This window comes from Ideonella flava, assembly GCF_051857595.1.
GTDB lineage: Bacteria > Pseudomonadota > Gammaproteobacteria > Burkholderiales > Burkholderiaceae_C > Ideonella.
The window spans coordinates 167,456-192,405 of record NZ_JBPZHD010000007.1 but is presented as its reverse complement, the minus strand read 5'-3'; the positions used below and the strand labels follow the sequence as shown (position 1 = coordinate 192,405).

21 protein-coding genes are annotated in these 24,950 nt (G+C 67.8%); 6 read left to right on the top strand and 15 right to left on the bottom strand.

The genetic code is table 11. The features are described 5' to 3' along the window. Nucleotide 1 precedes the first annotated feature (1 nt). The 7 genes from acpP to ACS5PM_RS16715 form a co-directional block, all read right to left on the bottom strand. Complete coding sequence (gene acpP, locus ACS5PM_RS16745; RefSeq protein ID WP_324153546.1) at nt 2–241, bottom strand: acyl carrier protein; 240 nt, start codon at nt 239–241, stop codon at nt 2–4. A gap of 71 nt (nt 242–312) precedes the next feature. Continuing rightward, complete coding sequence (gene fabG / locus ACS5PM_RS16740; RefSeq protein ID WP_439388796.1) at nt 313–1,062, bottom strand: 3-oxoacyl-ACP reductase FabG; 750 nt, start codon at nt 1,060–1,062, stop codon at nt 313–315. After that, the gene (gene fabD / locus ACS5PM_RS16735) at nt 1,059–1,997 is read right to left on the bottom strand and encodes an ACP S-malonyltransferase (protein ID WP_439388795.1); all 939 of its coding nucleotides are present in this window, start codon (nt 1,995–1,997) and stop codon (nt 1,059–1,061) included. Before fabD ends, fabG begins: the two co-directional genes overlap by 4 nt. Before the next feature lie 54 nt (nt 1,998–2,051). Next, nucleotides 2,052–3,056, bottom strand: coding sequence for a beta-ketoacyl-ACP synthase III (locus tag ACS5PM_RS16730; RefSeq protein WP_439388794.1), 1,005 nt, complete (start codon nt 3,054–3,056; stop codon nt 2,052–2,054). Then, nucleotides 3,053–4,162 carry a phosphate acyltransferase PlsX gene (gene plsX, locus ACS5PM_RS16725; RefSeq protein WP_439388793.1) on the bottom strand — a complete coding sequence of 370 codons (1,110 nt, stop codon included), beginning with the start codon at nt 4,160–4,162 and terminating at the stop codon, nt 3,053–3,055. The genes ACS5PM_RS16730 and plsX overlap by 4 nt, the downstream gene beginning before the upstream one ends. Nucleotides 4,163–4,268: 106 nt before the next feature. Then, on the bottom strand, nt 4,269–4,451 hold the full coding sequence (rpmF, locus tag ACS5PM_RS16720) for a 50S ribosomal protein L32 (RefSeq protein ID WP_439388792.1): 183 nt from the start codon (nt 4,449–4,451) through the stop codon (nt 4,269–4,271). A gap of 150 nt (nt 4,452–4,601) precedes the next feature. Then, entirely contained in the window at nt 4,602–5,147 is a 546-nt protein-coding gene (locus ACS5PM_RS16715) for a YceD family protein (RefSeq protein WP_439388791.1), read from the bottom strand. Between the two features lie 47 nt (nt 5,148–5,194). Between ACS5PM_RS16715 and ACS5PM_RS16710 the strand changes: the two genes are divergently transcribed. Continuing rightward, nucleotides 5,195–5,824 carry a Maf family nucleotide pyrophosphatase gene (locus ACS5PM_RS16710; RefSeq protein WP_439388790.1) on the top strand — a complete coding sequence of 210 codons (630 nt, stop codon included), beginning with the start codon at nt 5,195–5,197 and terminating at the stop codon, nt 5,822–5,824. Next, nucleotides 5,821–6,609, top strand: coding sequence for an SAM-dependent methyltransferase (locus ACS5PM_RS16705; protein ID WP_439388789.1), 789 nt, complete (start codon nt 5,821–5,823; stop codon nt 6,607–6,609). The genes ACS5PM_RS16710 and ACS5PM_RS16705 overlap by 4 nt, the downstream gene beginning before the upstream one ends. A 12-nt stretch (nt 6,610–6,621) precedes the next feature. Here the strand turns inward: ACS5PM_RS16705 and ACS5PM_RS16700 are convergent, their stop codons facing one another. Together ACS5PM_RS16700 and ACS5PM_RS16695 are read right to left on the bottom strand one after the other, a co-directional pair. Beyond that, nucleotides 6,622–6,975, bottom strand: coding sequence for a VanZ family protein (locus ACS5PM_RS16700; protein WP_439388788.1), 354 nt, complete (start codon nt 6,973–6,975; stop codon nt 6,622–6,624). After that, a complete protein-coding gene (locus tag ACS5PM_RS16695) occupies nt 6,972–8,450 on the bottom strand; it encodes a DEAD/DEAH box helicase (protein WP_439388787.1) in 1,479 nt (492 codons plus the stop codon). The genes ACS5PM_RS16700 and ACS5PM_RS16695 overlap by 4 nt, the downstream gene beginning before the upstream one ends. Nucleotides 8,451–8,561: 111 nt before the next feature. On the opposite strand from ACS5PM_RS16695, the gene rfbB reads away from it, so the two are divergent. Genes rfbB through ACS5PM_RS16675 form a run of 4 tightly spaced genes read left to right on the top strand, consistent with a single transcriptional unit; the run spans nt 8,562 to nt 12,805 of the window. Then, nucleotides 8,562–9,626 (top strand): dTDP-glucose 4,6-dehydratase, encoded by a 1,065-nt coding sequence (gene rfbB, locus ACS5PM_RS16690; protein ID WP_439388786.1) that lies wholly within the window; start codon nt 8,562–8,564, stop codon nt 9,624–9,626. 7 nt (nt 9,627–9,633) lie between these two features. Beyond that, a complete protein-coding gene (gene rfbD, locus ACS5PM_RS16685; protein ID WP_439388785.1) occupies nt 9,634–10,515 on the top strand; it encodes a dTDP-4-dehydrorhamnose reductase in 882 nt (293 codons plus the stop codon). Further along, on the top strand, nt 10,512–11,591 hold the full coding sequence (locus tag ACS5PM_RS16680) for a glycosyltransferase family 4 protein (protein ID WP_439388784.1): 1,080 nt from the start codon (nt 10,512–10,514) through the stop codon (nt 11,589–11,591). Before rfbD ends, ACS5PM_RS16680 begins: the two co-directional genes overlap by 4 nt. After that, nucleotides 11,582–12,805, top strand: a complete 1,224-nt coding sequence (locus tag ACS5PM_RS16675; protein WP_439388783.1) for a glycosyltransferase — start codon at nt 11,582–11,584, stop codon at nt 12,803–12,805. Before ACS5PM_RS16680 ends, ACS5PM_RS16675 begins: the two co-directional genes overlap by 10 nt. Here ACS5PM_RS16675 and ACS5PM_RS16670 read toward each other — a convergent pair. From ACS5PM_RS16670 to ACS5PM_RS16645, 6 genes are all read right to left on the bottom strand, one after another. Further along, nucleotides 12,795–13,877: a glycosyltransferase gene (locus ACS5PM_RS16670; protein ID WP_439388782.1), complete on the bottom strand. Its 1,083-nt coding sequence runs from the start codon at nt 13,875–13,877 to the stop codon at nt 12,795–12,797. The genes ACS5PM_RS16675 and ACS5PM_RS16670 overlap by 11 nt on opposite strands. Further along, entirely contained in the window at nt 13,874–15,694 is a 1,821-nt protein-coding gene (locus tag ACS5PM_RS16665; protein ID WP_439388781.1) for a polysaccharide pyruvyl transferase family protein, read from the bottom strand. The genes ACS5PM_RS16670 and ACS5PM_RS16665 overlap by 4 nt, the downstream gene beginning before the upstream one ends. Continuing rightward, nucleotides 15,684–17,636: a glycosyltransferase gene (locus ACS5PM_RS16660; protein WP_439388780.1), complete on the bottom strand. Its 1,953-nt coding sequence runs from the start codon at nt 17,634–17,636 to the stop codon at nt 15,684–15,686. The genes ACS5PM_RS16665 and ACS5PM_RS16660 overlap by 11 nt, the downstream gene beginning before the upstream one ends. Before the next feature lie 159 nt (nt 17,637–17,795). After that, nucleotides 17,796–18,773, bottom strand: a complete 978-nt coding sequence (locus ACS5PM_RS16655; RefSeq protein ID WP_439388779.1) for a right-handed parallel beta-helix repeat-containing protein — start codon at nt 18,771–18,773, stop codon at nt 17,796–17,798. Nucleotides 18,774–18,835: 62 nt separating this feature from the next. After that, the gene (locus tag ACS5PM_RS16650) at nt 18,836–20,107 is read right to left on the bottom strand and encodes a hypothetical protein (RefSeq protein WP_439388778.1); all 1,272 of its coding nucleotides are present in this window, start codon (nt 20,105–20,107) and stop codon (nt 18,836–18,838) included. After that, a complete protein-coding gene (locus ACS5PM_RS16645; protein ID WP_439388777.1) occupies nt 20,104–24,648 on the bottom strand; it encodes a glycosyltransferase in 4,545 nt (1,514 codons plus the stop codon). The genes ACS5PM_RS16650 and ACS5PM_RS16645 overlap by 4 nt, the downstream gene beginning before the upstream one ends. Nucleotides 24,649–24,950: the final 302 nt, after the last annotated feature.

Here is a 24,950-nt window from a genome sequence, read left to right as displayed (position 1 = left end):
CTCAGGCCTTGGCGTGGGCCTTGGCGTAGTCGATCGCCAGCTGGACGGTGGTGATCTTCTCGGCCTCTTCGTCGGGGATCTCGATGCTGAACTCGTCTTCGAGGGCCATCACCAGCTCGACGGTGTCCAGTGAATCGGCGCCGAGGTCGGCCACGAAGGCCTTCTCGTTGCTGACATCGGCTTCCGGGACACCCAGTTGCTCGGCAATGATCTTCTTGACGCGTGCTTCGATATCGCTCATGACTCCTCCAGGAGGTTGCGTAAAACGGGCCGGATTCTACGCTGGCAGGTTTCCAGCGCCGGCGGGGGAAATCAGGCCATGAACATGCCGCCGTTGACGTGCAGTTCGGTGCCGGTGACATAGCCTGCCTCAGGCGAGGCGAGGAAGGCGACCGCATGGGCAATCTCGGCCGGCTGGCCCAGGCGCTGCAGCGGGATCTGCTGCAGCAGCGCGGTCTTCTGGGCTTCTGGCAGGGCGTCGGTCATGTCGGTGGCGATGAAGCCGGGCGCGACACAGTTCACCGTGATCGATCGGCTGCCCAGCTCACGAGCCAAAGCACGGGTCATGCCTGCCACGCCAGCCTTGGCCGCTGCATAGTTGGCTTGTCCGGGGTTGCCCGAGGCGCCCACCACCGAGGTGATGTTCACGATGCGCCCGTAGCGCTGCTTCATCATGGGGCGCATGACGGCGCGGGACATCCGGAACACCGCCTTCAGGTTGGTGTCCAGGACCGCATCCCAGTCTTCGTCCTTCATCCTCATCGCCAGCGTGTCGCGGGTGATGCCGGCGTTGTTGACGAGCACGTGCAGCGCACCGTGCTCCTTGATGATCGCGTCGACCAGCGCATCGATGCCGGCTGCGTCGTTGACGTTCAGGCTCACGCCCTTGCAACCCGCGTGAGCGGCGAGCGACTCGCCGATCGCGGCGGCGCCTGCCTCGCTCGTGGCGGTGCCGACGACCTTCATGCCTCGCGAGGCGAGTTCCAGTGCGATCGCACGGCCGATGCCGCGGGAGGCTCCGGTGACCAGGGCAACCTGCCCTTGAATGGCGGTGGCGCTCATGCCAGCAATCCCTTCACTTCGGCCAGCGAGGCCGGGTCGAACAATGTCGCGGTGACGGCCTCTGCATCGATGCGCTTCACCGTGCCGGCCAGCACCTTGCCGGGCCCGCACTCGATCACGTGCGTCAGCCCACGCGCGCGAAGTGCCTGCACGACCTCGACCCAGCGCACCGGGCCGAAGGCCTGGCGGTACAGCGCATCGCGGATCGACGCCGGATCGGCGACCGCCGCGACGTCGACGTTGTTCACCACCGCGATCTGCGGCGGCAAAACCGTCACTTCGGCCAGCCGCGCCTTCAGGCGCTCGGCGGCCGGCTTCATCAAGCTCGAATGGAACGGCGCCGAGACCGGCAGCGGCAGCGCACGCTTGGCGCCCTTGGCCTTCAGCACCTCGCAACCCTTCTCCACGCCGGCCTTGCTCCCGGCGATCACGGTCTGCTTCGGATCGTTGAAGTTGACCGCTTCGACCACCTCGCCGCTGGCAGCAGCGGCTTCGGCACAGCCGGCGCGCACCGCATCGGCGTCCAACCCGAGGATGGCCGCCATCGCGCCCTGCCCGACCGGCACCGCCTCCTGCATGGCCCGCGCGCGCAGGCGCACCAGCGGCAGCGCGTCGGCCAGCGTGAGCGACCCGGCCGCCACCAGCGCGGTGTACTCGCCCAGGGAGTGGCCCGCCACGGCAGCGGGCGCGGCCCCGCCCTCGGCGAGCCAGGCGCGGTAGCAGGCGATGCCGGCCGTCAGCATGACGGGCTGGGTGTTGGTGGTGAGGTCCAGCTCTTCCTTCGGCCCCGCGTGAATCAGCGCGCCCAGGTCTTCGCCCAAGGCTGCGCTGGCTTCGGCCAGGGTCTGGCTCACGGCCGGGTGATCGCCCCAGGCGTCCAGCATGGCCACGGCCTGCGAGCCCTGGCCGGGAAAGACGAATGCAAACGAAGTCATGAGGACATCACCTTCATCGAGAAGCGAATCGGCGCAGCCGCGATGCGGGCCGCGTCAGAAGTCGAGCAGCACCGCACCCCAGGTGAAGCCGCCGCCGACCCCTTCGAGCAACAGCGTTTCACCGTGGCGGACCTGCCCGCTGCGCACGGCGTGATCCAGCGCCAGAGGGATCGAGGCGGCCGAGGTATTGCCGTGCTCGTCGACGGTCACGACCACGCGGTCCGGCGGCAGCTTCAGCTTCTTCGCCGTGCCTTGCATGATGCGGATGTTGGCCTGGTGCGGGATCAGCCAGTCGATGTCGGCGGGCGTGCGGCCGGCATCCTCGAGCACTTCGCGCGCCACCTCGTCCAGCACCCTGACGGCCAGCTTGAAGACCGCCTGCCCATCCATCTTCAGCAGCGGGTCGCCCAGCACCTGCCCGCCCGAGACGGTGCCGGGGGTGCACAGGATCTCCGTGTGCTGGCCATCGGCATGCAGGCGGGTGGAGAGGATGCCCGCAGTGGCGGACGCTTCCAGCACCACGGCGCCGGCGCCGTCGCCGAACAGCACGCAAGTCGTGCGATCGTTGAAATCCAGGATGCGCGAGAAGACTTCGGAGCCGATCACCAGCGCGCAGCTGACGGAGCCCGAGCGAATCATCGCGTCAGCCACCGACAGGCCATAGACGAAGCCGGAGCAGACCGCCTGCAAGTCGAAGGCCGGACAGCCCTGGATGCCCAGCTTGCGCTGGATGATGGTCGCGGTCGACGGGAACACCATGTCGGGCGTGGAGGTCGCGACGATGATCAGGTCGACGTCCTCCGGCGACCGGCCGGCGGCCTCCAGCGCGTGTCGGGCCGCGCCGACACCCAGGTCGCTCGCGTTCACACCCGGATCGGCGAAGCGGCGAGCGCGAATGCCCGTGCGCTCGACGATCCATTCGTCCGAGGTCTCCAGTCCGCGCTCCGCCAGCTGGGCCGCCAGCTCATGGTTGCTCACCCGCCGGTGGGGCAGCATGCTGCCGGTACCGGTGATGCGTGAATGGCGTTGGGATGGGGTTCGGTCGGGCTGGGAGTTCATGCGGCGGGGCGCACTGGCTCGTCGGCGGGCGGCGCGGAGGCGGCCTGCAAGGTCTCGACGATGCGCTCGTGCACCTGTTCGGGCAGGCGATAGCGGGCCGCATCATAAGCCCGCACCAGGGCACGGCCGAACGAGAAGGCATCGGCCGAACCATGGCTCTTGAAGACCAGTCCTTGCAGGCCCAGCAGCGCCGCGCCGTTGTAGCCACGGGGGTCGAAGCGGGCGCGGAAGTGCTTCAGCACGGGCAAGGCGACCACGGCGGCGAGCTTGGCCATCCAGTGGCGCTTGAATTCGGCTCGCAGGAAGCCGGTCAGCATGTGGGCGAGGCCCTCGCTCGTCTTGAGCGCGACATTGCCGACGAAGCCATCGCACACGACGATGTCGACGGTGCCGTTGAAGATGTCGTTGCCTTCCACGTTGCCGTGGTAGTTCAGCTGACCCGCGGCGGCGGCCGCGCGCAGCAGTTCGCCGGCCCGCTTGATGGTGTCGCTGCCCTTGATGGCCTCTGCGCCTATGTTCAGCAGGCCCACGGTGGGCTCCGGGTTGCCTTCGACGGCAGAGACCAGCGCGCTGCCCATCACCGCGAACTGCAGGAGATGTTCAGCCGTGCAGTCGACATTGGCCCCCAGGTCGAGCATGGTCGTGAAGCCGGGCCGCTCGTTGGGGATCACGGACGCGATGGCAGGCCGGTCGATGCCTTCCACCGTCTTCAGCACGTAGCGCGAGATGGCCATCAAGGCGCCGGTGTTCCCTGCCGAGATCGCCACGTCGGCGCGCGTGCGGCCCTCGGCGTCGGCCTTGAGCTGATTCACCGCGACCCGCATCGACGAGTCCTTCTTGCGCCGCAGCGCCACCTCGAGCGGATCGTCCATGGCGACGATCTCGGTGGCGGGCACCAGCGTGCACCTAGGCCAGTTGGCCGCGGGCTTCAGGGCATCGGCCGTGCCGACCAGCAGGAGTTCGGCATGCGGATGACTGGCCAGGAAATCCTTGCAGGCAGGCAGCGTGACCGACGGCCCATGGTCGCCGCCCATGCAGTCGACGGCGACGCGGACCCGCTCCAGGGGCGTTAGAGGAAGTGCGTGCGACACGTTCTGGAATGGCAAATGCCGCAGTCAAGGCTGCGGCATTGTGTTCGATTCGCCCGGATTCGCGAGGGGGCAGGCTCGCGCCGACCCGTCCACAGCGGCAGATGTCGGGCGACGGCCTTGGTCAGGCGTCAGCCTTGGTCTTCAGCACCTTGCGGCCACGATAGAAGCCCGTCGGGCTGATGTGATGGCGCAGGTGCACTTCGCCGGTGGTGGACTCGACCGCCGTGCCCGGCTGGGTCAGCGCATTGTGCGAACGGTGCATGCCGCGCTTGGAAGGCGACTTCTTGTTTTGCTGGACGGCCATGGAGAACTCCGATGCTGGGGGCACCGGTTCGGCCGGTGCAGCGAAAGCCTGCACGACGCACACATGGCGCGCACAGGGTAAGGAATTGGGAAAAGCCGGCGAGTATAGCACTGCGAGGACACCCCTCCAAGCGCGGGGCGAGGCTCGCCGCTACGCGCCGGGCTTCTTCTTCAGCCGCTCCAGGGCTGCGAACGGATTCGGCCGTTCTGGCGCGGCCGCATCCGGCTGCGAACTCTGCGGCAGGGGCTGGGGACAGACTTCGTGCCGCGGCACCAGCGGAAGGGCCAGCAGCAGTTCATCCTCGATCAGCTCGTGCAGATCGAGGTGGCGCGGGAGCTCCAGCACGTCGTCTTCGAGCTCCGCGTCCAGCGCCTCGGCTTCAGCGCCATCGCGCACGAAGCGGATCCAGCGGTCGATATCGAGCGGCTCGACCATCGGTTGCAGGCAGCGCTGGCAGCGCAGGCTGACGCAGGCCTGGGAGGTGAGATGCAGCCAGATCTCCGGCTCGCCGCCGGTGACCGGGCGCAACCTTCCTTCGGCCTGCCAGTGGACTGTTGAGCCAGCCGGCTCGACATCCAGCACGAGATCGGCCAGGCGCCCCAGCGCACCGAGGGGGATTTCGCCGGTGAGGTCGCCTGCGGCTGTGGCAAAGGCACCGAGCTCGAGGCGGCGCGGGTCGATGGGGCGAGCGTTCATCGGGCCAGTGTACGGCGAGGCTCCGGACGCGATGGGACAATGGGTCGATGATCGACTCCCTGCCTGCAGCAGCAGCGCCGCGCCTCATCCTCGGCTCGACTTCGCGCTATCGGCGTGAGCTGCTCGATCGCCTGAGGATGGCCTTTGAGGTGATGGCACCGCAGGTGGACGAAACGCCCGCGGCCCAGGAAGCTCCGTCCGCCCTGGCTCAACGCCTGGCCCTGGCCAAGGCGCGGGACGTGGCGGCTCGCTGCCCTGGCGACGTCATAGTCATAGGCTCCGACCAGGTGGCGGATGTCGACGGCGAGCCGATCGGAAAACCGGGCGGCCACGATCGGGCGGTTCAGCAGTTGCGGCGCATGAGCGGCCGCGAGATCGTCTTCCAGACGGCCGTGGCGGTCGTTCGCCCGTCCACCGGCTTCGAGCAATCCGCCCTGGTGCCCGTGCGCGTTCGCTTCCGTCAGCTCGACGACGACGAGATCCAGCACTACCTGCGACTCGAGCAGCCCTACGACTGCGCGGGCAGCGCGAAATGCGAGACGCTGGGCATCGCCTTGCTTCGCGCCATCGAATCGGACGACCCGACCGCACTCGTGGGCCTGCCGCTGATCCGCACGTCCGAGCTCTTGCGCCAAGCCGGCCTGGATCCGTTGCGCGGGGCGGGCAGCCAGGCATGACGCCGGAAAAGTCGCGTCCGGGTCGCCTGGTCCTCGTTCCCAACACCCTCGACCTGGGCGCCACGCCGGAGCCGCTGGACACGGTGCTCACTGCCCAAGCCGTGCGCAGAGCGGCGGAACTCCGCCACTGGGTGGTGGAGAACGCCAAGACGGCACGCGCCTTCCTCAAGCGGGTCGACGTGGTGCAACCCCTGGTCACGCCGCTGCAGTCGCTCGACATCCGCGAGCTCCCCCGCCTGCGCAAGGGCAGCGGCGACAGCGTCGAGGAAGCCGAATGGAAAGCCTTGTTGGCGCCCGCCCTGGGCAGCGAGGCGATCGGGCTGCTTTCGGACGCCGGGCTCCCCGCGGTGGCCGACCCCGGCGCGGCCCTGGTGGCGGCGGCGCACCGCCTGGGCGTGGTCGTCGAGCCCCTGGCAGGGACCAGTTCGCTGACCCTGGCGCTGGCCGCGAGCGGCCTGAACGGGCAGCGCTTCGCCTTCGAAGGCTACCTGCCCCAGCAGGCCGCCGAACGGACGCACAGGGTGCGTGAGCTCGAGCAACGCTCGCGGCGAGAGGGGCAGACGCAGCTGGTCATCGAGACCCCCTACCGCAATGAATCGCTGCTCCAGGCGCTGTGCCAGGTGCTGCAACCGAGCACCCGCCTGTCAGTGGCGTGCGGCTTGACGTCCGTGGGGGGCTGGTGCCGGACACAGGCCGTAGGGGCCTGGCAGCGCGAGCTTCAGGCGTCGGCACGCACACCCATGCCTGCGGACCTGCCGGCTGTCTTTCTCTGGCTGGCGGGCTGACAGTCCCAGGCCTCAGGGACTGCCCAGGAGCCAGCGTCCGGCAGCGATGCCCAGGGTATCGGCCAGGACGTCTGCGGCCGATGGTTCACGGTCCGGCGTGAAGGATTGCGCCACCTCGATGCCGATGCCGAAGGCGACCAGACCCAAAGCCAGCGCCCAGGACGGACGAAGCCCGGCCCGCCTGCCGATCGCCCACAAGGCCATGAAGGCCAGGGCATGTCGAAGCTTGTCGGCCTGCGGAAACCAGTCGGCCCCCTGGCCGCTGGGCCAAAGGGCGATCACGAGGATGCCGATCAGCGCGGCCGCGAAGGCCAGGCGCCAAACACCAGTCGCGCGGGCGATGCGCGTGGCCAGCGGCCCGATCAAGCCTTGACGGCGCCGCCCAGCAGGGCTGCGACCTTGCGCTTGGCACGGATGTTCGGCGTCAAGCGGCTGGGCGCGGGGGCGGCGGGCGCGCTGCGCTCCCAGGTGGCCGGGCCGTCGGTGGGCGCCGGTTCGTACGGCTTGTCGAAGAAGGGATCGCGCGACGCCGGGCGTGCCTCGGGGCGCCGTGAAGGGGCGGCAAACGACGCAGCGGCCGGGCCGGCGCTGCGGACTTCGCCCCGGCTGCCGCGTTCGCCTTCGCCCGACGGGCGTCGCCGCGGCCGGTCGTCGTCCATTTCGAGCGGATCGAGTTCGATCTTCTTCTTGATCAGCTTCTCGATGTCGCCTATCAGGCGTGTGTCGTTGCGCGTGACCAGCGTGATCGCCAGTCCCGACGCGCCGGCCCGGCCAGTGCGGCCGATGCGGTGAACGTAGTCCTCGGCATTGAACGGCACGTCGAAGTTGAACACCGCAGGCAGATCCGCGATGTCCAGGCCCCGCGCCGCGACGTCGGTGGCGACCAGCAGATCGACCTCGCCGGCCTTGAAGGCGGCCAGTGACTTCAGGCGCTCGTCCTGCGACTTGTCGCCATGCAGAGCGGAGGTGCGCATGCCGTCACGCTCGAAGGAGCGGGCCAGGCGTGCCGCTCCCAGCTTCGAGTTGACGAAGACGATGGACTGCGAGATCGAGCGCTCGCGCAGCAGGTGCAGGACGGCGTGCCGCTTGTCCTCGTCGGCCACGCTGTAGAAGCGCTGCTCGACGGTGGAGGCGGTGGCATTGGGCCGAGCGACCTCGACCAGCACGGGATCCTGCAGGTAGCTGGACGCGAGCTTCTTGATCTCGGGCGAGAAGGTGGCGGAGAACAGCAAGGTCTGGCGCTGCTTCGGCAGGTAGCTCAGGATGCGTTGCAGGTCGGGCAGGAAGCCGATGTCCAGCATGCGGTCGGCCTCGTCGAGCACCACGTACTCGACCTGGTTCAGCACCGCGTTCTTCGCCTCGATGTGGTCGAGCAGACGGCCCGGGGTGGCGATCAGGACCTCCACGCCGGCCTTGAGCTCCAGCGTCTGCGGCTTCATGTCCACGCCGCCGAAGACCACGGCGGCGCGCAGGTTGGAATGCTTGGCGTAGCCCTTGACGCTGTTCGCCACCTGATCCGCCAGCTCGCGAGTGGGGGCCAGAACGAGAGCCCGCACCGGGTGGCGCGCGGGGGAGGCGCTCGAATTCTCGTGCCGCAGCATCTTCTGCAGCAGCGGGATGGCGAAGGCCGCGGTCTTGCCTGTCCCCGTCTGTGCTGCTCCCATGACATCGCGCCCGGCCAGGACGATCGGAATCGCCTTGGCCTGGATGGGCGTCATGGTGGCGTATCCCTGGTCGTCCACGGCACGCAGGAGCTTGGCGTCCAGCGGCAAAGTGTCGAATCGGGCAGGAGGCGGGCTGACGGCGGCATCAGCCGCGGCAAGCTGGGGGTCGGAACTCATCGACCACCATTATCGCCGCGGCGGTGGGCAGCTACACTTGACAATTTCCGGCCAAAGGTCGGGCTATTTCGAGAAAAGCCGTCACCAAGGCTTTCAACAAGGGACCTGGCCATGATTTTCGTCACTGGCGGCGCCGGCTTCATAGGCAGCAATTTCGTGCTGGATTGGCTGGCCGAAAGCGATGAAGGGGTCGTCAACCTCGACGCGCTCACCTACGCAGGCAATCTGCGCAACCTGGAGGCGCTGGCCGGCGACAAGCGGCACGTCTTCGTGCAGGGCGACATTGCCGACCGCATGCTGGTCGATCGCCTGCTGGCGGAGCACCAGCCCCGCGCCATTGTCCACTTCGCGGCTGAGAGCCACGTCGACCGCAGCATCCACGGCCCGGCCGAGTTCATCCGGACCAACGTGCAGGGCACCTTTGCCTTGCTGGAAGCCACGCGCGGCTATTGGAGCGCGCTGAGCGAGCCGGAGCGTTCGCGCTTCCGCTTCCACCACGTCAGCACCGACGAGGTCTACGGCAGCCTGGCTCCGGGCGAGCCGGCCTTCACCGAAACGCATCCCTACGAGCCCAACAGCCCCTACTCGGCGAGCAAGGCGGCCAGCGACCACCTCGTGCGGGCCTGGCACCACACCTATGGCCTGCCGGTGCTGACGTCGAACTGTTCCAACAACTATGGGCCTTATCACTTTCCTGAGAAGCTCATCCCGCTGATGATCGTCAACGCGCTCGCCGGCAAGCCGCTGCCGGTGTACGGGGACGGGCAGCAGGTTCGCGACTGGCTGTATGTCGGCGACCACTGCAGCGGGATCCGAGCGGTGCTCGAGGGTGGCCGAGTCGGCGAGACGTACAACATCGGCGGCTGGAACGAGCTGGCAAACATAGAAATCGTCAGGACGGTCTGCACCTTGCTGGACGAGCTGCGTCCCGATCCTGACGGGCCGCATGAGCGACTCATCACGCACGTGGCCGACCGCCCGGGCCACGACCGACGGTATGCCATCGATGCCCGCAAGATCGAGCGCGAACTGGGCTGGAGGCCTCGCGAGACCTTCGCATCAGGCATCCGCAAGACCGTCAGGTGGTACCTGGACCACCCCGATTGGGTGGCTGACGTCCTGAGCGGCAGCTACCGCGAGTGGATGCAAAGGAACTACGCCGAGCGCCGCGCCTGACGGGACGATGAAGATCCTGCTGCTCGGACCGAACGGCCAGGTGGGCTGGGAGCTGCAACGCTCCCTGCAACCTCTGGGGGAGGTGCTTGCCCTCGACCGGCATGAAGGCGCCGACCTGTCGCAACCAGCAGCGCTTGCCGCCACTGTGCGCGCGCTGGCGCCCGATGTCATCGTCAATGCGGCGGCCTACACCGCCGTCGATCGCGCTGAGGGCGAGGTCGAAATGGCCCGCGCCGTGAACGCGGCGGGTCCCGCGGTACTTGCGCGCGAGGCGGCGGCACTGGGCGCGTGGCTGGTGCACTACAGCACCGACTATGTCTTTGACGGCAGCGGCGACGAACCCCGGGACGAGCAGGCTTCCACAGGTCCTTTGAGCGTGTATGGCCAGACGAAGCTCGAAGGCGAGCAGGCCATGGCGGCAAGCGGCTGCAAGCACCTCATCTTTCGCACCAGCTGGATCTACGCCACGCGCGGCGGCAACTTCGCCAAGACCATGCTGAGGCTGGCGAGCGAGCGCGACGAACTCAAGGTCGTCTGCGACCAGGTCGGAGCGCCGACTTCAGCTGAGCTGGTAGCCGACGTGACCGCCCATGCACTGCGCCGCGCCCTTGGAAATCCGGCCGTGGCCGGCCTCTATCACCTGTGTGCAGCGGGCCATACCACCTGGTTCGACTACGCTCGCCACGTCATCGAAAGGGGCCGGGCGGCCGGCTTGCCGCTACGCGTGCAGCCGCAGTCCATCGTGCCCGTCCCTAGCAGTGCCTATCCGACGGCCGCTCGCCGCCCGCTGAACTCCAGATTGCGGTGCGACAAGCTCAGGCAGTGCTTTGACCTGCACTTGCCGCCGTGGCAAACGGGCGTCGAGCGCATGCTGGCTGAAATCCGATGAGATTCCTCGTCTTGCCATTCGTCCTGTCGGTGCTGTTCACCTTCGTGGTGCTGCGCCTTTTCGGCGGTCACGTGCTGTGGAGCAACCACAGTTCGCTGAACGACCCCCAGGCGTTGCATGTGCATCCCGTGCCGCGCCTCGGCAGCATCGGCATTGCGCTCGCATTGGGTTTCGGCGTGCTTCAGATCATCTGGACCGCACCGTACCTCACGGGTCCCCAGCTGCAGCTTTTCGGGGCGGCGCTGGCCGCGGCGTCGATAGGTCTGACCGAGGATCTCACCGGCTCCGTGACCGTCCGGCTGCGCCTTGTCTGGGTCACTGCCGCTGCGGTGCTGGCGAGCTTCATCGATGGCGTGCGGGTGCAGCACACGGATCTTTCATGGCTGGACTGGGTTCTTGCCAATTCCGGGCTCGCGTCGGTGCTGCTGACGGCATTCATCATCACCGGCCTGACGAATGCCTTCAACATCATCGATGGGCTGAATGGACTGGCGTCGGCCTGCGCGATGATCATCCTGGCGGCCATCGGCTATGTCGCGTTCCTGGTCGGCGACATGTGGGTGGCCGCCTTTGCGGCCGTTTCCCTGGGCGCCGTGGCGGGCTTCTTCATCTGGAACTATCCCGGCGGCTTCATATTCCTGGGCGACGGCGGAGCCTACCTTTGCGGCTTCGTCGTCTGCGTCCTCGGCTTGCTGCTTCTGTCGCGCAACCCGGACGAGGTCTCCCCGATGTTCCCCCTGCTGTTGTGCATCTATCCCATCGCGGAGACCTGCTTTTCGGTGTACCGGCGCGGGCTGAAGAGCAAACCTGTCAGCCGCCCCGACCGGGGACACTTGCACAGCCTGCTGTTTCGGCGGCTCGACTCGCGACTGGGGCGCAAGCTCGGCAATACCGAGCGCCGGCGCAATTCCGTCACCACCCCCTACCTCTGGGCCCTGTGCCTGGGCTCTGTCGTACCCGCCGTGTTCATGTACGACAACTTCTGGGCGCTGCTCGTGACCATCTGCGCGTTCGTGATGGTCTATCTGGTCTTGTATCGCAGCATCGTCCGGTTCAGGGCCCCCAAGTGGCTTTGATCGAGCCGCATGCGGGCCATCGTCGCCGCCGCATCCTGCTGCTGACACCGCGCTGGCCGTACCCGATCACGGGCGGGGACCGGCTTCGCATCTGGCATCTCGCGCGCGAGGTGTCGCGCCTGCACGAACTCACCCTGCTGAGCTTTTGTCAGACCGAAGCCGAGATGAATTCGCCGCTTCCAGCGGATGGCGTCTTTTCCTCGGTCCACCGGGTTCTCCTGCCCAGGTGGCGCTCGTGGGCTCAGATGCTGATGGCGCTGCCGACGAGAAGCCCGCTGCAGGTCGCCTACTACCGCAGCGCCGCCTTCGGCCAGGAGGTTCAAAGGCTGGAACCGACGCACGACCTCTTGTGGTGCCACCTGGTCCGGATGGCGCCGTACGCCGCCGTTGGCAACCGTCCGCGATGGCTTGAAATGACGGACGCCATCTCGTTGACGATGAGCAGGGCTGCGCAGGCCCTGTCGTGGTGGAACCCCGTCCGGCTGGCGTTCGCGATGGAGGCGGTGCGCCTGCGCCGCCTGGAGATCGAAGCCGCGCGCCGCTTCGATCTCGTGACCGTGGTCTCGACAGTAGACCGAAACGCCATCGACGTGGCTGCGCCGGCCTCTTCGAAGCTGGTCGTCGCGCCCAACGGCGTCGATGCCCCCTCTTTGCCGACATCCCGTGTTGGCGGCCGTGCGCTCGGTGTCGCCTTCCTTGGGCGCATGGATTCGGTGGCCAACCGCGACGCATTGCGCTATTTCACGCGTGAAGTCTGGCCGGCAGTCCTCGCGATCGAGCCCCAGGCACGCCTGCACGTGATCGGTCATGTTCCGGCGCGCGAGGCCGCACGCCTGGGTCGCCAGGACGGTGTGTTGCTCCACGGCATCGTCCCCGACCTTGGACCGGTACTGGCGCAATGCCGGGTGGGCGTCTGCCCCGTCCGCATCGGCGCCGGTGTTCAGAACAAGCTGCTCGACTACATGGCGCACGGGCTGGCCGCGGTGACGTCTCCCATCGGACTCGAGGGCCTGGATGCCGTGCCCGGGAGACACCTTCTGGTGGCGGAAAAGACCGGCGACTGGGTGGCCGCCATCACCGTGCTTCTTCAGGACGACCGGGTGGCTGATTCGATCGCCCGAGAGGGGCAGGCGCTCGTGCAACTCACCCGCCGCTGGCCGGAATCACTGTCGCCGGCCCTGCACGCAGTGGACCGGCTCTTTTTCACGTCTTGAGTTCGAGGCTCTTGAGCAGGCGAGTCACCTCCTGCTCGAGCTGACGGTTGAACGATTCTGCCGAGGCAGCAGGACAGCCCTGCATCCGCGCTTCGCCGAGCGCCTGCCGAAATGCTTCGGGGAAGGTCTCGTCGCGATAAAGATGCAAGTGCCGGAAGCGGCGCATCTGCCGGAACGCGCCTATGTCGGTGGCCAGCACCGGCCGGCCGCACATGCGCGCCTCCATGACCGGACGTCCAAAGCCCTCGGCACGCGAGTGGACCCATACCAGGTCCGCATCGCTGAACTCCTGGACCGTAGCCTCCAGATTCAGGCGCGGCAGCACGCTGACGCGGTCGCGCCATGCCGGTGGAAGCAGAGCCAGGCGGCGCCTGGCCAGATGCGCCTCGTCGCCGAAGCCCAGCACGCGGACTTCGATGCTCTCCTCGAGGGGCACGTCTCTCAGCAACCTCAATGCGCCGCGAAAGTCCTTGTTGCTTCCCGCCCCGCTGCACAGCAGTATCGACAGCCCTTGTCGTTGGCGCCTTGCCCGCTGACGCGGCCTGGCGAGCGCCGCCTCGAAGGCATAGAACGGATTGGCCCACAGGAACTTTTCGCACCGCCGGTAGCGCCGCACGCGCTCGATCTGACGCATCGTGTGCCGCGAGACGACGGCCACCGGCCCCCCCATCCAGGCGTGCCAGGCCTGGCACACCTTGATGTATCGCGCGGCCAGCCCGCTGGCATCCCGACGGTTCGGGATGAAATCATGGATCACCAGTATGGAGCGGCCTGTCAGCGCATCCAGCAGGCTGCCCGAGTTGTAGGCGTACACCGTGAGCCGGCAACCCATGCAGCGGGCGGCGATCGGCGCCACCAGTTGCTCGAAGAAGACGAACAACGCGTTCTGCAACGCCGAAGGCAGCAAACCGACCCAACGCGGCGCGCGCAGTTCGCGGTGGGCGACGCCGACTCGCTGAAAGCAGGCTTCGAGCTCGCGCGCGTAGACCGGGATTCCGCGGGGCTTGATTCCGGCAAAGAAATTGAAGACGAGCACCCGTGTGGCGTCCCCCGAGCGGGCAAACCAGCTCACCACCATCGCCTTTCCTGACGTGGCCGCCAGGGCGCGACGGACAGCAGCCTGTCCTGCTCGATGGGTTTCCGAGGCAGCGACTCGCTGGTGGGCAGCCTGGGATGAACCTTGTCCCCGGGCTGCAGGCGAAGAGGCTCGCCTGCTTCCAGTCCGACAGAAAGCAGGTAATCGTGGTACTTGGTTCCGTCGCCCGGGACGTCGGACGTTCCATCCGTGACAGTGAACCACTGCGCGGGTACGCCATAGGCGTGGCTGACGATGAGTCCATGCAGGGAGGAACTGAGGACGCGTTCGCACGAGCAGATCTCGTCGATGAAGGCCTCGATGCCCTCGTAGCCTTCGCGCAGCACGCCGATCACCCGCACGTCGCCTTCGAACTGCAGTTGGCCCTCGTGGGCATGGTGGAGCACGACCCCGAGAGCATGACGCCGAGCGGCCTGGCGAGGCTGGTAGAACCGCGGCAGCAACACCGCCGGGTCGCCGAGAATTTCGGGGGCTGCGCCGCCGCACTCCGCGACCAGCCGTGCCGTCAGCGGCCCTCGCACGGCAAGGTAGTGCGCACGCGGATTGAGCCGGTCCGACATGCGCGGCGTGCCAGTGCCCCACACCGTGGTGCCATCGAGCGCGAAGCGGATCGTCGAGCCGATGGCCAGCGCGCCCTCTCCCTTCGGGCAGTGAACCGGCGGCAGGCCGGTGAACTTCTCGACCAGGTAGGGATTGAGGATGTCGCCGAAATTGCCGGGGTACGGACTCTCCATCCACCAAAGCCGAGGACGCCGGGCCAGGCGGACCCGGGCCTTCTTCGCGCGAAGCTCGAGGCCGATCCGCAGTTGCCTCGATGCCGCCCAGCGCCGGTCGCCCTCGGAATCGCCCCGCTGCAGCCTTGCCGCGATAGCCTGGGCCGAGAACGCGTCGCCGGCTTGCAATGCGACGTCCAGGCGGAATCTCGACAAGTGATCCGCCGCCTGGTCCGACGGCGGAAGGCGTGACAGGATCCGCTCGGCCTCTTCCAAGCGGCCTTCCTTCTGCAGGCCGCGGGCCACGCGGTAGGCCAATGCCTCGTCCTGCGGATCCGCCTGCTGCGCCTTGCGAAGGAAGAAGCTGGCCTCGACTCCGTTGCCGTTCTTCAGGGCCTGGGAGGTCTCACGCAGGAACAGGGCCTTGCGCCGCGCCGGCGAGAACAAGTCGACTTCATGCTGGGCCGCCTCGTCCTTGAAGCGCCCCGCTTGGCCGCTGCGGCCGAAACGGAACAGGACTCCAGCAGCGGTCGCGTCGTCAAGCTGGACCCAGGATGGCGGCATGACCGCGATCGCCGGAGCCTGCTCCAGCCGGACCCAGGCTTCCTGGATGAACCAGTCGTCGGTGGCCGTTCCGGCGAAGGTGCTCTCAGCCTCTGCCATCAGCTGCAGGAACCGCCGTGCAGTGGCCGTTCGACCGAAGTAGAGGATGGAGGGCTGGATCACTCGAGGCAGGGCCACCGGGTCGAAGTGGCGCATGTCCCGAAAGCCGCGAAGGAAGAACCCGAGATCGGTCGCGGCGCCGACATCCGGCAGCGGTGCCAGGAGGCGGCAGTCGACGTCGACCCACCACACGGGACGCTCGAAGCGCGCATGGCAGTCGGCGATGAATCGCACCTTGTGGCGACAGGCATCTATCCAGCTCGTGCCAGGCGGCAGTTCGACACGCACCACATGGCTGTCGACACCCAGGCGCTCGCAGTCCTCGCGAAGCAGCGCGGCCGCGCGGTGGTAATACTCTTCGCCATAGGCGAAGCTGACGAGCATCGGGCGGGCGGGCCCGGGGTTCTCAAGCGGCATCGTCGAGCCTCTGCAGTCCGGAGATGCGCGCTCTCGCACGTTCGAATTCGGGCTTGCGGCTGATGTAGACCGCATGCCAAGGCTTCACCGGCCCCACGAAGTGGATGATCCGGGCATCGGCAGTGTCGTCCTGGCGCGGTGCCGCGTTCCACCGGCTCTCCAGGGCGACGTAGCGGTCCCGGGCGTAGGCGTTTAGGGCATCCTGGTCGTTCATCGCGGCGTGAGCCACCAGGGCTAGCATGAACGCGGTCGCCCCCTCGGCTCGCATGCGATCGAGATCCATGACCAGCACTCCGGCGTTGAAGGCACGGAAGGTCATCGGCCCCTGGCCGTGCAGCCAGTGGCGGACGCGTTGCGCCTCTTCCCACGGCTGGTGGCCCAACGCGTGGTAGAGCATCTGCACTCCGAACCTCGTCCCGGGAGAGGAACTCGGCTTCGCCGCCAGCGGATGCCCGCGCAAGTCCATCCTCCACAGCGGCGCGATGTCACCCACTACGACCAGATCGACGTCGAGATACAGCACCCTGTCCAGGTTCGGGAGCAGTTCGGGCAGCAGCAGGCGATCGAGGGTCGAGACCGTGGTATGGCTGATGAGATGCAATCGTTCGCCGTAGTCGGCGTCATCGAAGGGATAAAAGTCGATGCGTGCGCGGCCTTTGAACGAGGCTCTGCAGGATGCCCAGTCCTCCTGCGACAGGCCGCGCGAAAGCACATGGAAGCGGAACGGAAGGCTGCCGGAGTCGAGGCACGAGTCGATGACGACTGGCAATGCATGAAACAGGCGATCGTCGACCGCCAGCGCCACCTGGATTTCCTCGTCCGTGCCCGGACCGGGCGCGCCCAGGTTCGCCCGAGCCCTGATCGCGGCGGCTGTCTCGTCGGCCCGCAGCCCTGCCGGCCAGGGGGTGAGCGTTGCCGGCGAAGGTGGCTCATGGGGGGCGCAGCGGCGCCGCAGCTCCTCGCGCATGCCTTGCACATCGCTCTGGCCTTCGCGCAGGGCGGCGGCCAATGCGGACACCACCATGCCCGGCGCACATCCACCCGAGTCCGTCCACAGGCGTTGCCTGGGCTCGGCGGAGATGGCCGTGGACGATGCCGGCCCGCTGAGGTAAGCGTCGACGCCGCGCTCCCGAAGCAGCCACCAGGAGACCACATCCCGGGCCCCCAGCGGCTGGTGCCGCCGCAGCGCAGCGACCGTTTCCTCGTCCAGCGCGGCGGGATCGCGCACATGCAGGCCGACGACCAGCACGCGATCCCACGCCTTAAGCGCCTCGCCCCAATGGGGACGCGAGAGTCCGTCGAGCAGGCCGTCCGCCAGGACGACAAGCTCGTCGGCGACGCTGTCCGTGTGCCCCTTGGCAGCCACCAGGGTGGCGAAGGTCGGGCCCTGCGGACTCCGCCAGCGGAACCAGCGCCCGCCGGCAGCGCCGTCCGCCAGCTCCCGGGCCAGCCGGACTGCGGGGCCGCTCGCACGCCCCGCCCCCTGCAACCCAAAGGGAGGCAGGGCCGTCACGGCAACTGCATGGGCCCTGTCCCCCGCAGCCCGAGTGAACTCGAGCCGACCCAGGTCCTGGCGCAGGCTTTCGGCCGCCTTCAGGGCCGGGGTCGACTGCGGAGCATGCGACTCGGCGAGGGGCTGGAGAGCTTCCAGCACATCCACCCGGGCATAGTCGACCGCGTGGCGCCACAACGGCTCCAACGTCGCCCACGCGACAGGAACATCGGCCCGGCGGGACTGTGCCAGTGCCCCAGCAGCGTCTCCGCCCTGCGCCAGCGCGACCTCCAGGCGCAGGGGCCAGAGTCGTTCACAGGCCGCATCCGGATCGGCCCGGTCCAGCAGCACGCGAGCCAGTTCGTGGAATCCTTCGGCGCAGGCGACCGCCGCAGCGGAGGCGGCTCCCCATCCCGGTACGCACTCGCCATCCATGGCGGCATGTGCCACACCACGCGCGGCCTGCTTCTTCCCTTCAGCGAGCAAGGCCTGGGTTTCAAGCCAGGCGGGGTGTGAACCACGCATGAGTCTGTCTGTCCATGAGGCCCAGGCCGGGGGACCATGTTCCTGCCGCCACCTGGCGGACCCCGGTCCGCCCGAACCTGTCCTTCAGTTAGACACGACGCGCGGTTTCGCGAAGTCGTCCTTGGCACACCAGCCGCGGGGGGTCGCCGCGGCGCTGATGTCGATCAGCTTGCTGTTGCGCGAGTCCGACTGGGTGTTCCCCTGCTGGCGGTTGCCCGTGGAAGGACACTCACCCAGCTTCTTGGTGCAATCCTTGCGCGCATCCTTGTCGCAGAACCACTCCTCGATCACCGGAGCGTCTTCGACTTTCTTGAATCGGTTGTTCTCGATGACGTTGTCGTTCGAGCGGTCGCGCAGCTTGATCACCGAACCGCAGGCGTCCTGGAATGTGTTGCCCTTGATCCGGTTGCGCGACGAGAAGTGCGCCAGGTAGATCGCATGGAGGCCCCCGCACTGCTTTGCCTCCTTGTTGCGTATCGTCGCGAAGAAGTTGTCCTCGACGACGTTGTCCTGCGAATTCACGAAGCGGATTGCCGCCGTGGAGAGTTCGCTACTCTTCAGGTCGACGCTCCCGATGTGGGAGAAGACGTTGCGCCGGATCGTCGTGCCCGAATTGAATTTGTCGACGGCGTCGCGGTTGCCTTCCAGGCTGATGGCAGTGGCGTAGCCGCGAATCTCGAGTGCCTGGATGGTCAGGCCGGTGCGCTGGCCCTTGTCGCTCTTGAGCAGCAGCCATGTTCGATGGTCATCGTCGCCTACGAAGGTAGGAAAGTCCTTCGGCTCGCTGGCCGCGCCGATCACGGTCACCTCGCGCCCCAGGCGGGCGCCATCGAGTACGACGGCCTGTCCCTTGTAGGTGCCCGTGCCCACCACGATGCGCATGGCCTCGCTCTTGCCTCGGGGATCCGACAGTGCCAGGTCGAAAGCGCGGCCCAGGCTGGCCACTGCGGAAGCGGGGGTGCGGCCGTCGCGCGCGTCATCGCCATTGGTCGCCATGTGGATGTCGGCCGCGACGGCGCTCCCGCATGCCAGGACTGCGCCCATGCAGGCCAGCCAGCCCATGCGAGCCCAAGCCCGCGCTCCAAGCCTCAATGCAGTCATCTGGAAAGCTCCATTCACTAAGGTCAAAGGCGGCGCATCAGTTCGCATGCCGCCTGGGAAGATTGTCCATCCGCCAGGGCCCGCAGCAGAGCGTCGAGCACCCGACGGGGCGGCGAGACGTGCCCGGCGCCCCAGTCTCCGATCTCGATACAGAGCTGTTCGTTCCGGAGCGATCCGCCGGCCAGGTCCTGGGCCGAAAAGCCGTTGGCCATGGCATAGGGCTGGAGGTGATTGCTGAGGTGGAAGGCATCCCCACGGTTCTGCAGGTAGATCACGGGATGCGGGCTGCCCTTGGGAACGCGCGTCAGGTCGTGGGTGACCCCGGCCGCCTCGAGCATGCGTGCGACCTCCGCAGGGCGCGAAGGCTTGCCGACGGCATCGCGCACGCCCGAGGCGCAGCGGGCATAGGCCGACGCCGAGTTGAGGTAGTAGCGGCTGATCGAGGTCTGCGGGTTCCATACCAGCGCGGCCGCCGGGGAACGCAGGTGCTCGAGGACCGCGAGGCTGGCAAATCCTGCTCCGGAGCCCCCGACGAGGATCAACGGCCTTTCCTGCGACTGCGCGGCATCATCCAGCAGCGCCGCTATCCGTTGCGGCAGGTCGGGCCATTGCTTGGATCCCGCGTACCAGGCCAATGTCAAGGCCGGATGGAGGGCCAGCATCGGGTCGGACACGGCGATCAGGTCCAGATCCAGGTCCGATGCAAGGCGCACGCCGGAGAACAGGGGGACGGCTCGCACGGAGCGCTGGATCGCTGCGCTGAAGCACACCAGCAGGACCTGACCCTTGCGGGGCGTGCGCGCCACTTGCGTGAGGAAATCGAGCGTGTGATGGCCATCGAGCGGGTAGCGATTGATTCCTGCCGCCTGAAGCAGCGCTTGCCCGGAAGCGCCCTCGTCGTGGTCACGCACCGCGACATTCCACGGACTCAAGTCGTAGCCCCGCTCCGCCCCGACGATGGCTTCGCTCGGGCGGAAGGCCAGGTCGGACGTGCCCGCGCGCCGGACGAATCCCAGGGCGTGGTAACGCTCGCCGGGTATCAGGTTCCCGAAGTCGGCGCCGGATTCGCGGCTGTACCACCGCACGGTCTCGCGCTCTCGCCCGCGCATCAGGTAGAAGGCGTATTCCCAGGGGCCCGGGGCTTCCGGCCCCTGGACCGACGCCCGCAGCCCGGTGCCCGTGCGGACCAGTTGGACGCTCCATGGCAGATTGCCCGGATGGTCGTCCGCCAGCGGCTGGTCCGGCGCCGGGGCCGGGGCCGGGCGGTCGATCGGTGCCTTTTCGCCACCGCTCATGAAACGACCCTGTCCGGCTGTGCCAGCGGGCCGGCGATGTTCGCGGCGTGTCCGGGCAGCATCGACGAGGCCTGTTCCTGCCGCGCGTCCAGGGCGCAGCATGCGTCGATCTGCGACAGGACGACGCACTCGGCAAAGCGGGACTCGACATAGGCCGCGTTGCACGCGCGATAGGCCGCGACCTCTTCCTCGCTCGCTGTCGACTGGGCGAGGATACGCTGCGCCATGGCCTGGATGCTGCCGACGATCCAGTCTGCAGGGTAGATCCTGTCGGCCCCCAGCCAGTCCAGCGTGGTCGGGATGGCGCCCGATGCGGCTCCGTCAGGCAGGGAAAGGTGGAATGACTCGTGGTCACTCACGGAAATGACGTAGCCGATACGGCGATAGAACGCCGCCATGTCGTCTCCGAAGGGCTCGAAGTCGACCGCGCCCGCGAGCTGGGGGTCCTCGGCAGCGCGCCGGTACTGTGCCTCGAAGAAAGCCATCTCTTCTGGCCGGTTGCGCATCCAGCCGTACTCCTCAGGGCGGCGCCCCTTGATCAGCAGGCGGAAGCGCGGGTCGCACTGCCGTAGCTGCGCGACGAGATCCAGGGCCAGGTCCAGCCGCTTCATCCGCGGCGTGATGCCCACCAGGCCCACGACCGGCAGGGGCATCCCGGAAGGCAAGGGCCCCCGGAGGTCGTCGGACACGTAGTTCGGCACGACGGTACAGCGCTCGGCCGGCCATTGGTAGCGCTGAACCGCCGCTTCCAGAATGTGCCGGCCCACGAAGATGAACTGGTCGACCGCCGCGTGGCTCACGCCGGCGGCCAGCGGAGATCGCAGCTCCTGTGCGTGAAAGCGCACGACGAGGCGCTGGCCTGGCCTCTTGTGGCTGGCGTACCAGACCGCATTGCCGAGGCACCACTCGCAGAAGACCAGGTCCGCCTGCTCCAGCAGCTCGGCGCTACGTACCGGATCGTGCTGGTTGTGCCCGGACCAGGAGTCGATCAGCACCCGGTGGCCCTGGCGCTCCCAGTGCTCCATCACGGCGCGCAGGAACTTCAGGTCATGGCCGGCCACGAGGATGGTCGCCGGCGCAGGCTTCGCGGTCACGCCGGTCAGCTCGGCCGGCCTGAACCGGTTCATCACCACGGCCTGGAGCCTGAGGCGGGACAACACCTGGATCGCCGCCTCGCCCTTCAGGCCGGGTGCCGTGACGACTTCGACCCGCACCAGGCCGTCGGCCGGCGATATCTCCTTGCCCACCTCGACCAGCGGCACATGCGCGCCACGCTCCACAGCTCGCGGTAGCCAGCACATGCCCATGCCGTCACGCTGGTTCCAGCAGGTGCTCAGGAGCAGGTCCTCGTAGAAATGCTCGTCGTCCTCAACGGCATGCTCGGGCGTCAGCAGGCCGAGCCATTGGCAGTTTCGCTCGGCCAGCAGCGCCTTCAGGTCGGCGCCGTCGAGCAACACGGCGTCCTCACGGGCCGGACGTCCCGTGTCGATGCTTCGCGCGACGACCAATGCCGGGGGGAAAGTCTGGCGACGCACCGCCGCCCAGGTCTCGTCATCGAGCCGGTCGCAGACGAGCGCATAGCGAGCCAGCTCCGGGGCGCGGACGCGCAGTCCGGCAGTGCGAAGCGCCTGGACCAGGCGGTGGGCAGCCGTGTGGGCACGCAAGACCTCACGCAAGGGCGGCAGGATGGCGTCGTGGCGAGCGGCCTCGTCCTGGAGCCACTCGCTCAGCCAGCGCGCGGCTTCTTCTGCGTTCGAGACTGTCCTCACCGTGCCGGCCATGGTCTCTTCGACCCCGCGGCCGGCGCTGCTGAGCAAGGCCGTGCCCGATGCCGCGATCTCCATCACCCGGCGCGAAAACATCGTCGGCGACTTCTCCACCGAATTGACGTTCAGGTGCACGGCGTGCGACTTGTACGCCTGCACTACGTCCGCGTAGTCGAGGCCGCCCTTGACGAACGGACTCAGGCGATCGGGAAAGTGGTACGGGCTGTCGGCGCGGAAATGCTGGCGGTCGTAGATGGTCAGCCCGAGTTGAGCGGCAGGCAGCAGCAGCTCGTCCAGTTGCCTGCTGCGCTCGGCGTAACGCTCGCCGTAGTAAGAACCTGCGTAGCACACGTCGTGCGACCAGGGACGGCTCGAGGGCAGCGGGTTGTGGATGCGGGGCTGCGCGAAGAACGGCAGCGCCGAAGCCGTGCGCGCATGGGTGCCCGGCGTGGCGAGGTAGCGGACGATGCAATCGCTGTCCGTGGTGAAGACGTGGTCGAACAGGGCAGCCGTGCGCTCGAACCGGCTGAAGTGGACCGGGTCCTCCTTGTTCCAGAACATCGTGGGGATGCCTTGCGACCGGCAGTGTTCGACCAGGTCCCGCAGGGGCGCGATTTCCTCGTCGGAGTAGTAGCCGACCCGTCTGGTCCAGCTGCCGTCATTGCCTTCCCAGGCCGACTCCACCAGCAGCGCGTCGATGGGCTGGTGTTCGAGCAACTCGCGCCATCCGTCCGGCGTGGGGCGAACGACTGCGATGTCGGGCCCCAAGGAGTCGGTGGTGAACCGGTCGGCGATCAGGCCCAGACGCAGCGCCGCGAGCTGCGCCGCTGGATGGTCTGCCTCCTCTGCAGCGACCAGGGCGGCGGACTGACGTGCTGCCTCTGCATATGCCTGGAGCAGGGTCCGTCCGGCGACGTCCCAGGTCCTGTGCTTGACCACCCAGCGGCGGCCGGCGCGGCCCAGCCGCTCACGCAACCCGGGGTGCTCAATCAGCTCGCCCAATGCGCGGACGAGATCCTGCACGTCGTCCTTTCGGAAGAGCATGGCTCGGTCCTGTTCGGCCCCTGCGAATTCCAGGTGGGGCGAGACGTCCGACAGCAGCACCGCCTTGGCCATCGCCATGGCCTCCAGCGGCTTCAATGGCGAGACCATCTCGGTGACCACCGAGCCGCGTCGCGGGCAGGGCATGATGTCCATGCAGCTCATCAAGCCCCGCACGCGTGCCCTCGGCACACGCCCCGTGAAGCGCGTCCGCGACTCGATGCCCGCGGCCTGGACAGCCTTCTTCAGCGCGGGCAGGGCCGCGCCGTCGCCCACTATCAGCAGGTTGAAGCCGATGCCTTGCGCATGGACAACGCCCAGCGCCTCGACCAGCAGGTCCAGCCCCTCGTAGGCCACCACGCTGCCTGCGAACCCGATGGTTGGTACGCCGGCGTCAAGCCCGAGATCAGCCACCAGCGCCAGGTCGCGTTCGACGGGCGCGAACTCGTCGATGTCGACGCAGTTCGGAAGCAGGTCGATCCGGTCCCCCTCCACGCCCCGCGCGACGAGCTCGTCTTTCAGTTCGGATGTGATGGCCAGTACCCTGTCGGCCTCTCGCACGACGACGCCTTCGAGACGCACGGCCAGCTGATATCGGTCCGTCGACTCCCAACCCTGGCGGTCGGACGCTTGGGTCACCTCCCACAAGCCGCGCACTTCGTACACAAAGGGCAGGCCCAGGCGGCGCGCCGCGATCAGCGCGGCCAGGCCAGTGACGTGGTTGGATGCGGCGTGGATCACCGAAGCCCGCTGGCGCAGGGCCTCCCGGGCGAACGCATCGGCGGCGGCCGCGATGTAGTGATCCAGGGGCAGCGTTTCGAGATCTGGTCCCGGCGTGAACACGTAGGGAACGCCGGACTGCGAGACGCAGAGACGGCCCTGCGCCCTGGCCGCGCCCGCAGCCCCCTTGGCATCCCAGGGGAAACCGGGGCGCGTGGCGACCACCATGTCCACGCCGGCCCGGCGGCTGCCGGCCGCCACGCCATGCGTGCGCGTGGAGTAGCCGTTGGTCAGATAGGGCATCGCACTGTGCACGCAGTACAGAACACGATCCGGATTGACCACCAGGTTGGAGTTCGGTTGCCGGGGCGGGATCGCCGGCCCCACGGTCATCAGCCGGTGCAGGCCATCCAGCATGGTCACCAGCCTGCGCTGAGGCGCAGAAAGGCGATCCGCGGCCAACCCCGCCATCGCCTGGCGAGCCATCTGCACGTGCCCCCGTTCGAAGTAGGCGGCCCGAGCGAACGCGTAGGCGTTCTCGATCGTCGGCGCGGTAGCAGCCAGCCGCTCGAGCTCTTCGTACGACTTTCGCGGCACCGTACTGGACGCTCGGACGCCGGCGCCCTTACCGGCAGGCAGGGAAGCCGGCGCGGCCACGGTCGACCCGGTGGCGCGCCGAAGCAGGCCGCGCAAGACACTCGCGGGCGCTATCAGCACGGACCCGACGCGAAAGCGCCATGACCGGCGGACTGCTTCGAGCTCGCCGGAGGTCGCCGCCAGACTGGCCCGAAGCTGTTCCAGGGACCGACGGTCCCTGACCTGCTGCTTCTGCAGTTCTTCGATGGACTTCTTGTACCGCTTCTCGCGCGCCACCAGCCCGTCATACCGGACCTGGAGGATCCGCAACTGGTCGCTGACGGTCTCGACTGGCGAATCGGGCGACTCAGCACCAGTGGCGCTCGACGACATGTTCTCGCTCATCGCGAACTTGGATTGGTAGTGTTGAAGCGGCATCAGCTGCTGCAGACGCCATGGAAATTTCGCAGGGGCCGGCGAGTGCTCGAGGGCCTCGGGCGCCACCGGCACACGAATCACCTCTTGGACGGGGGTGTTTGCGTCGGTTGTTCACGCCGTGGCTTCGTGGTCGGCCACTTTCCAGGGACCTGTCACTCTTCGCGCATCGCCCGGGTGTTGCGCATTATCCAGGAAAGGCCGGAGCGCTGACCTGCCCACGGCGGCAGGCCCAGCCCCCCGGCCGCAGCGGCAGGCAGGCTACGCAAACAGTCGCCGATGACGGGTAGAACAAGCCGATCTGG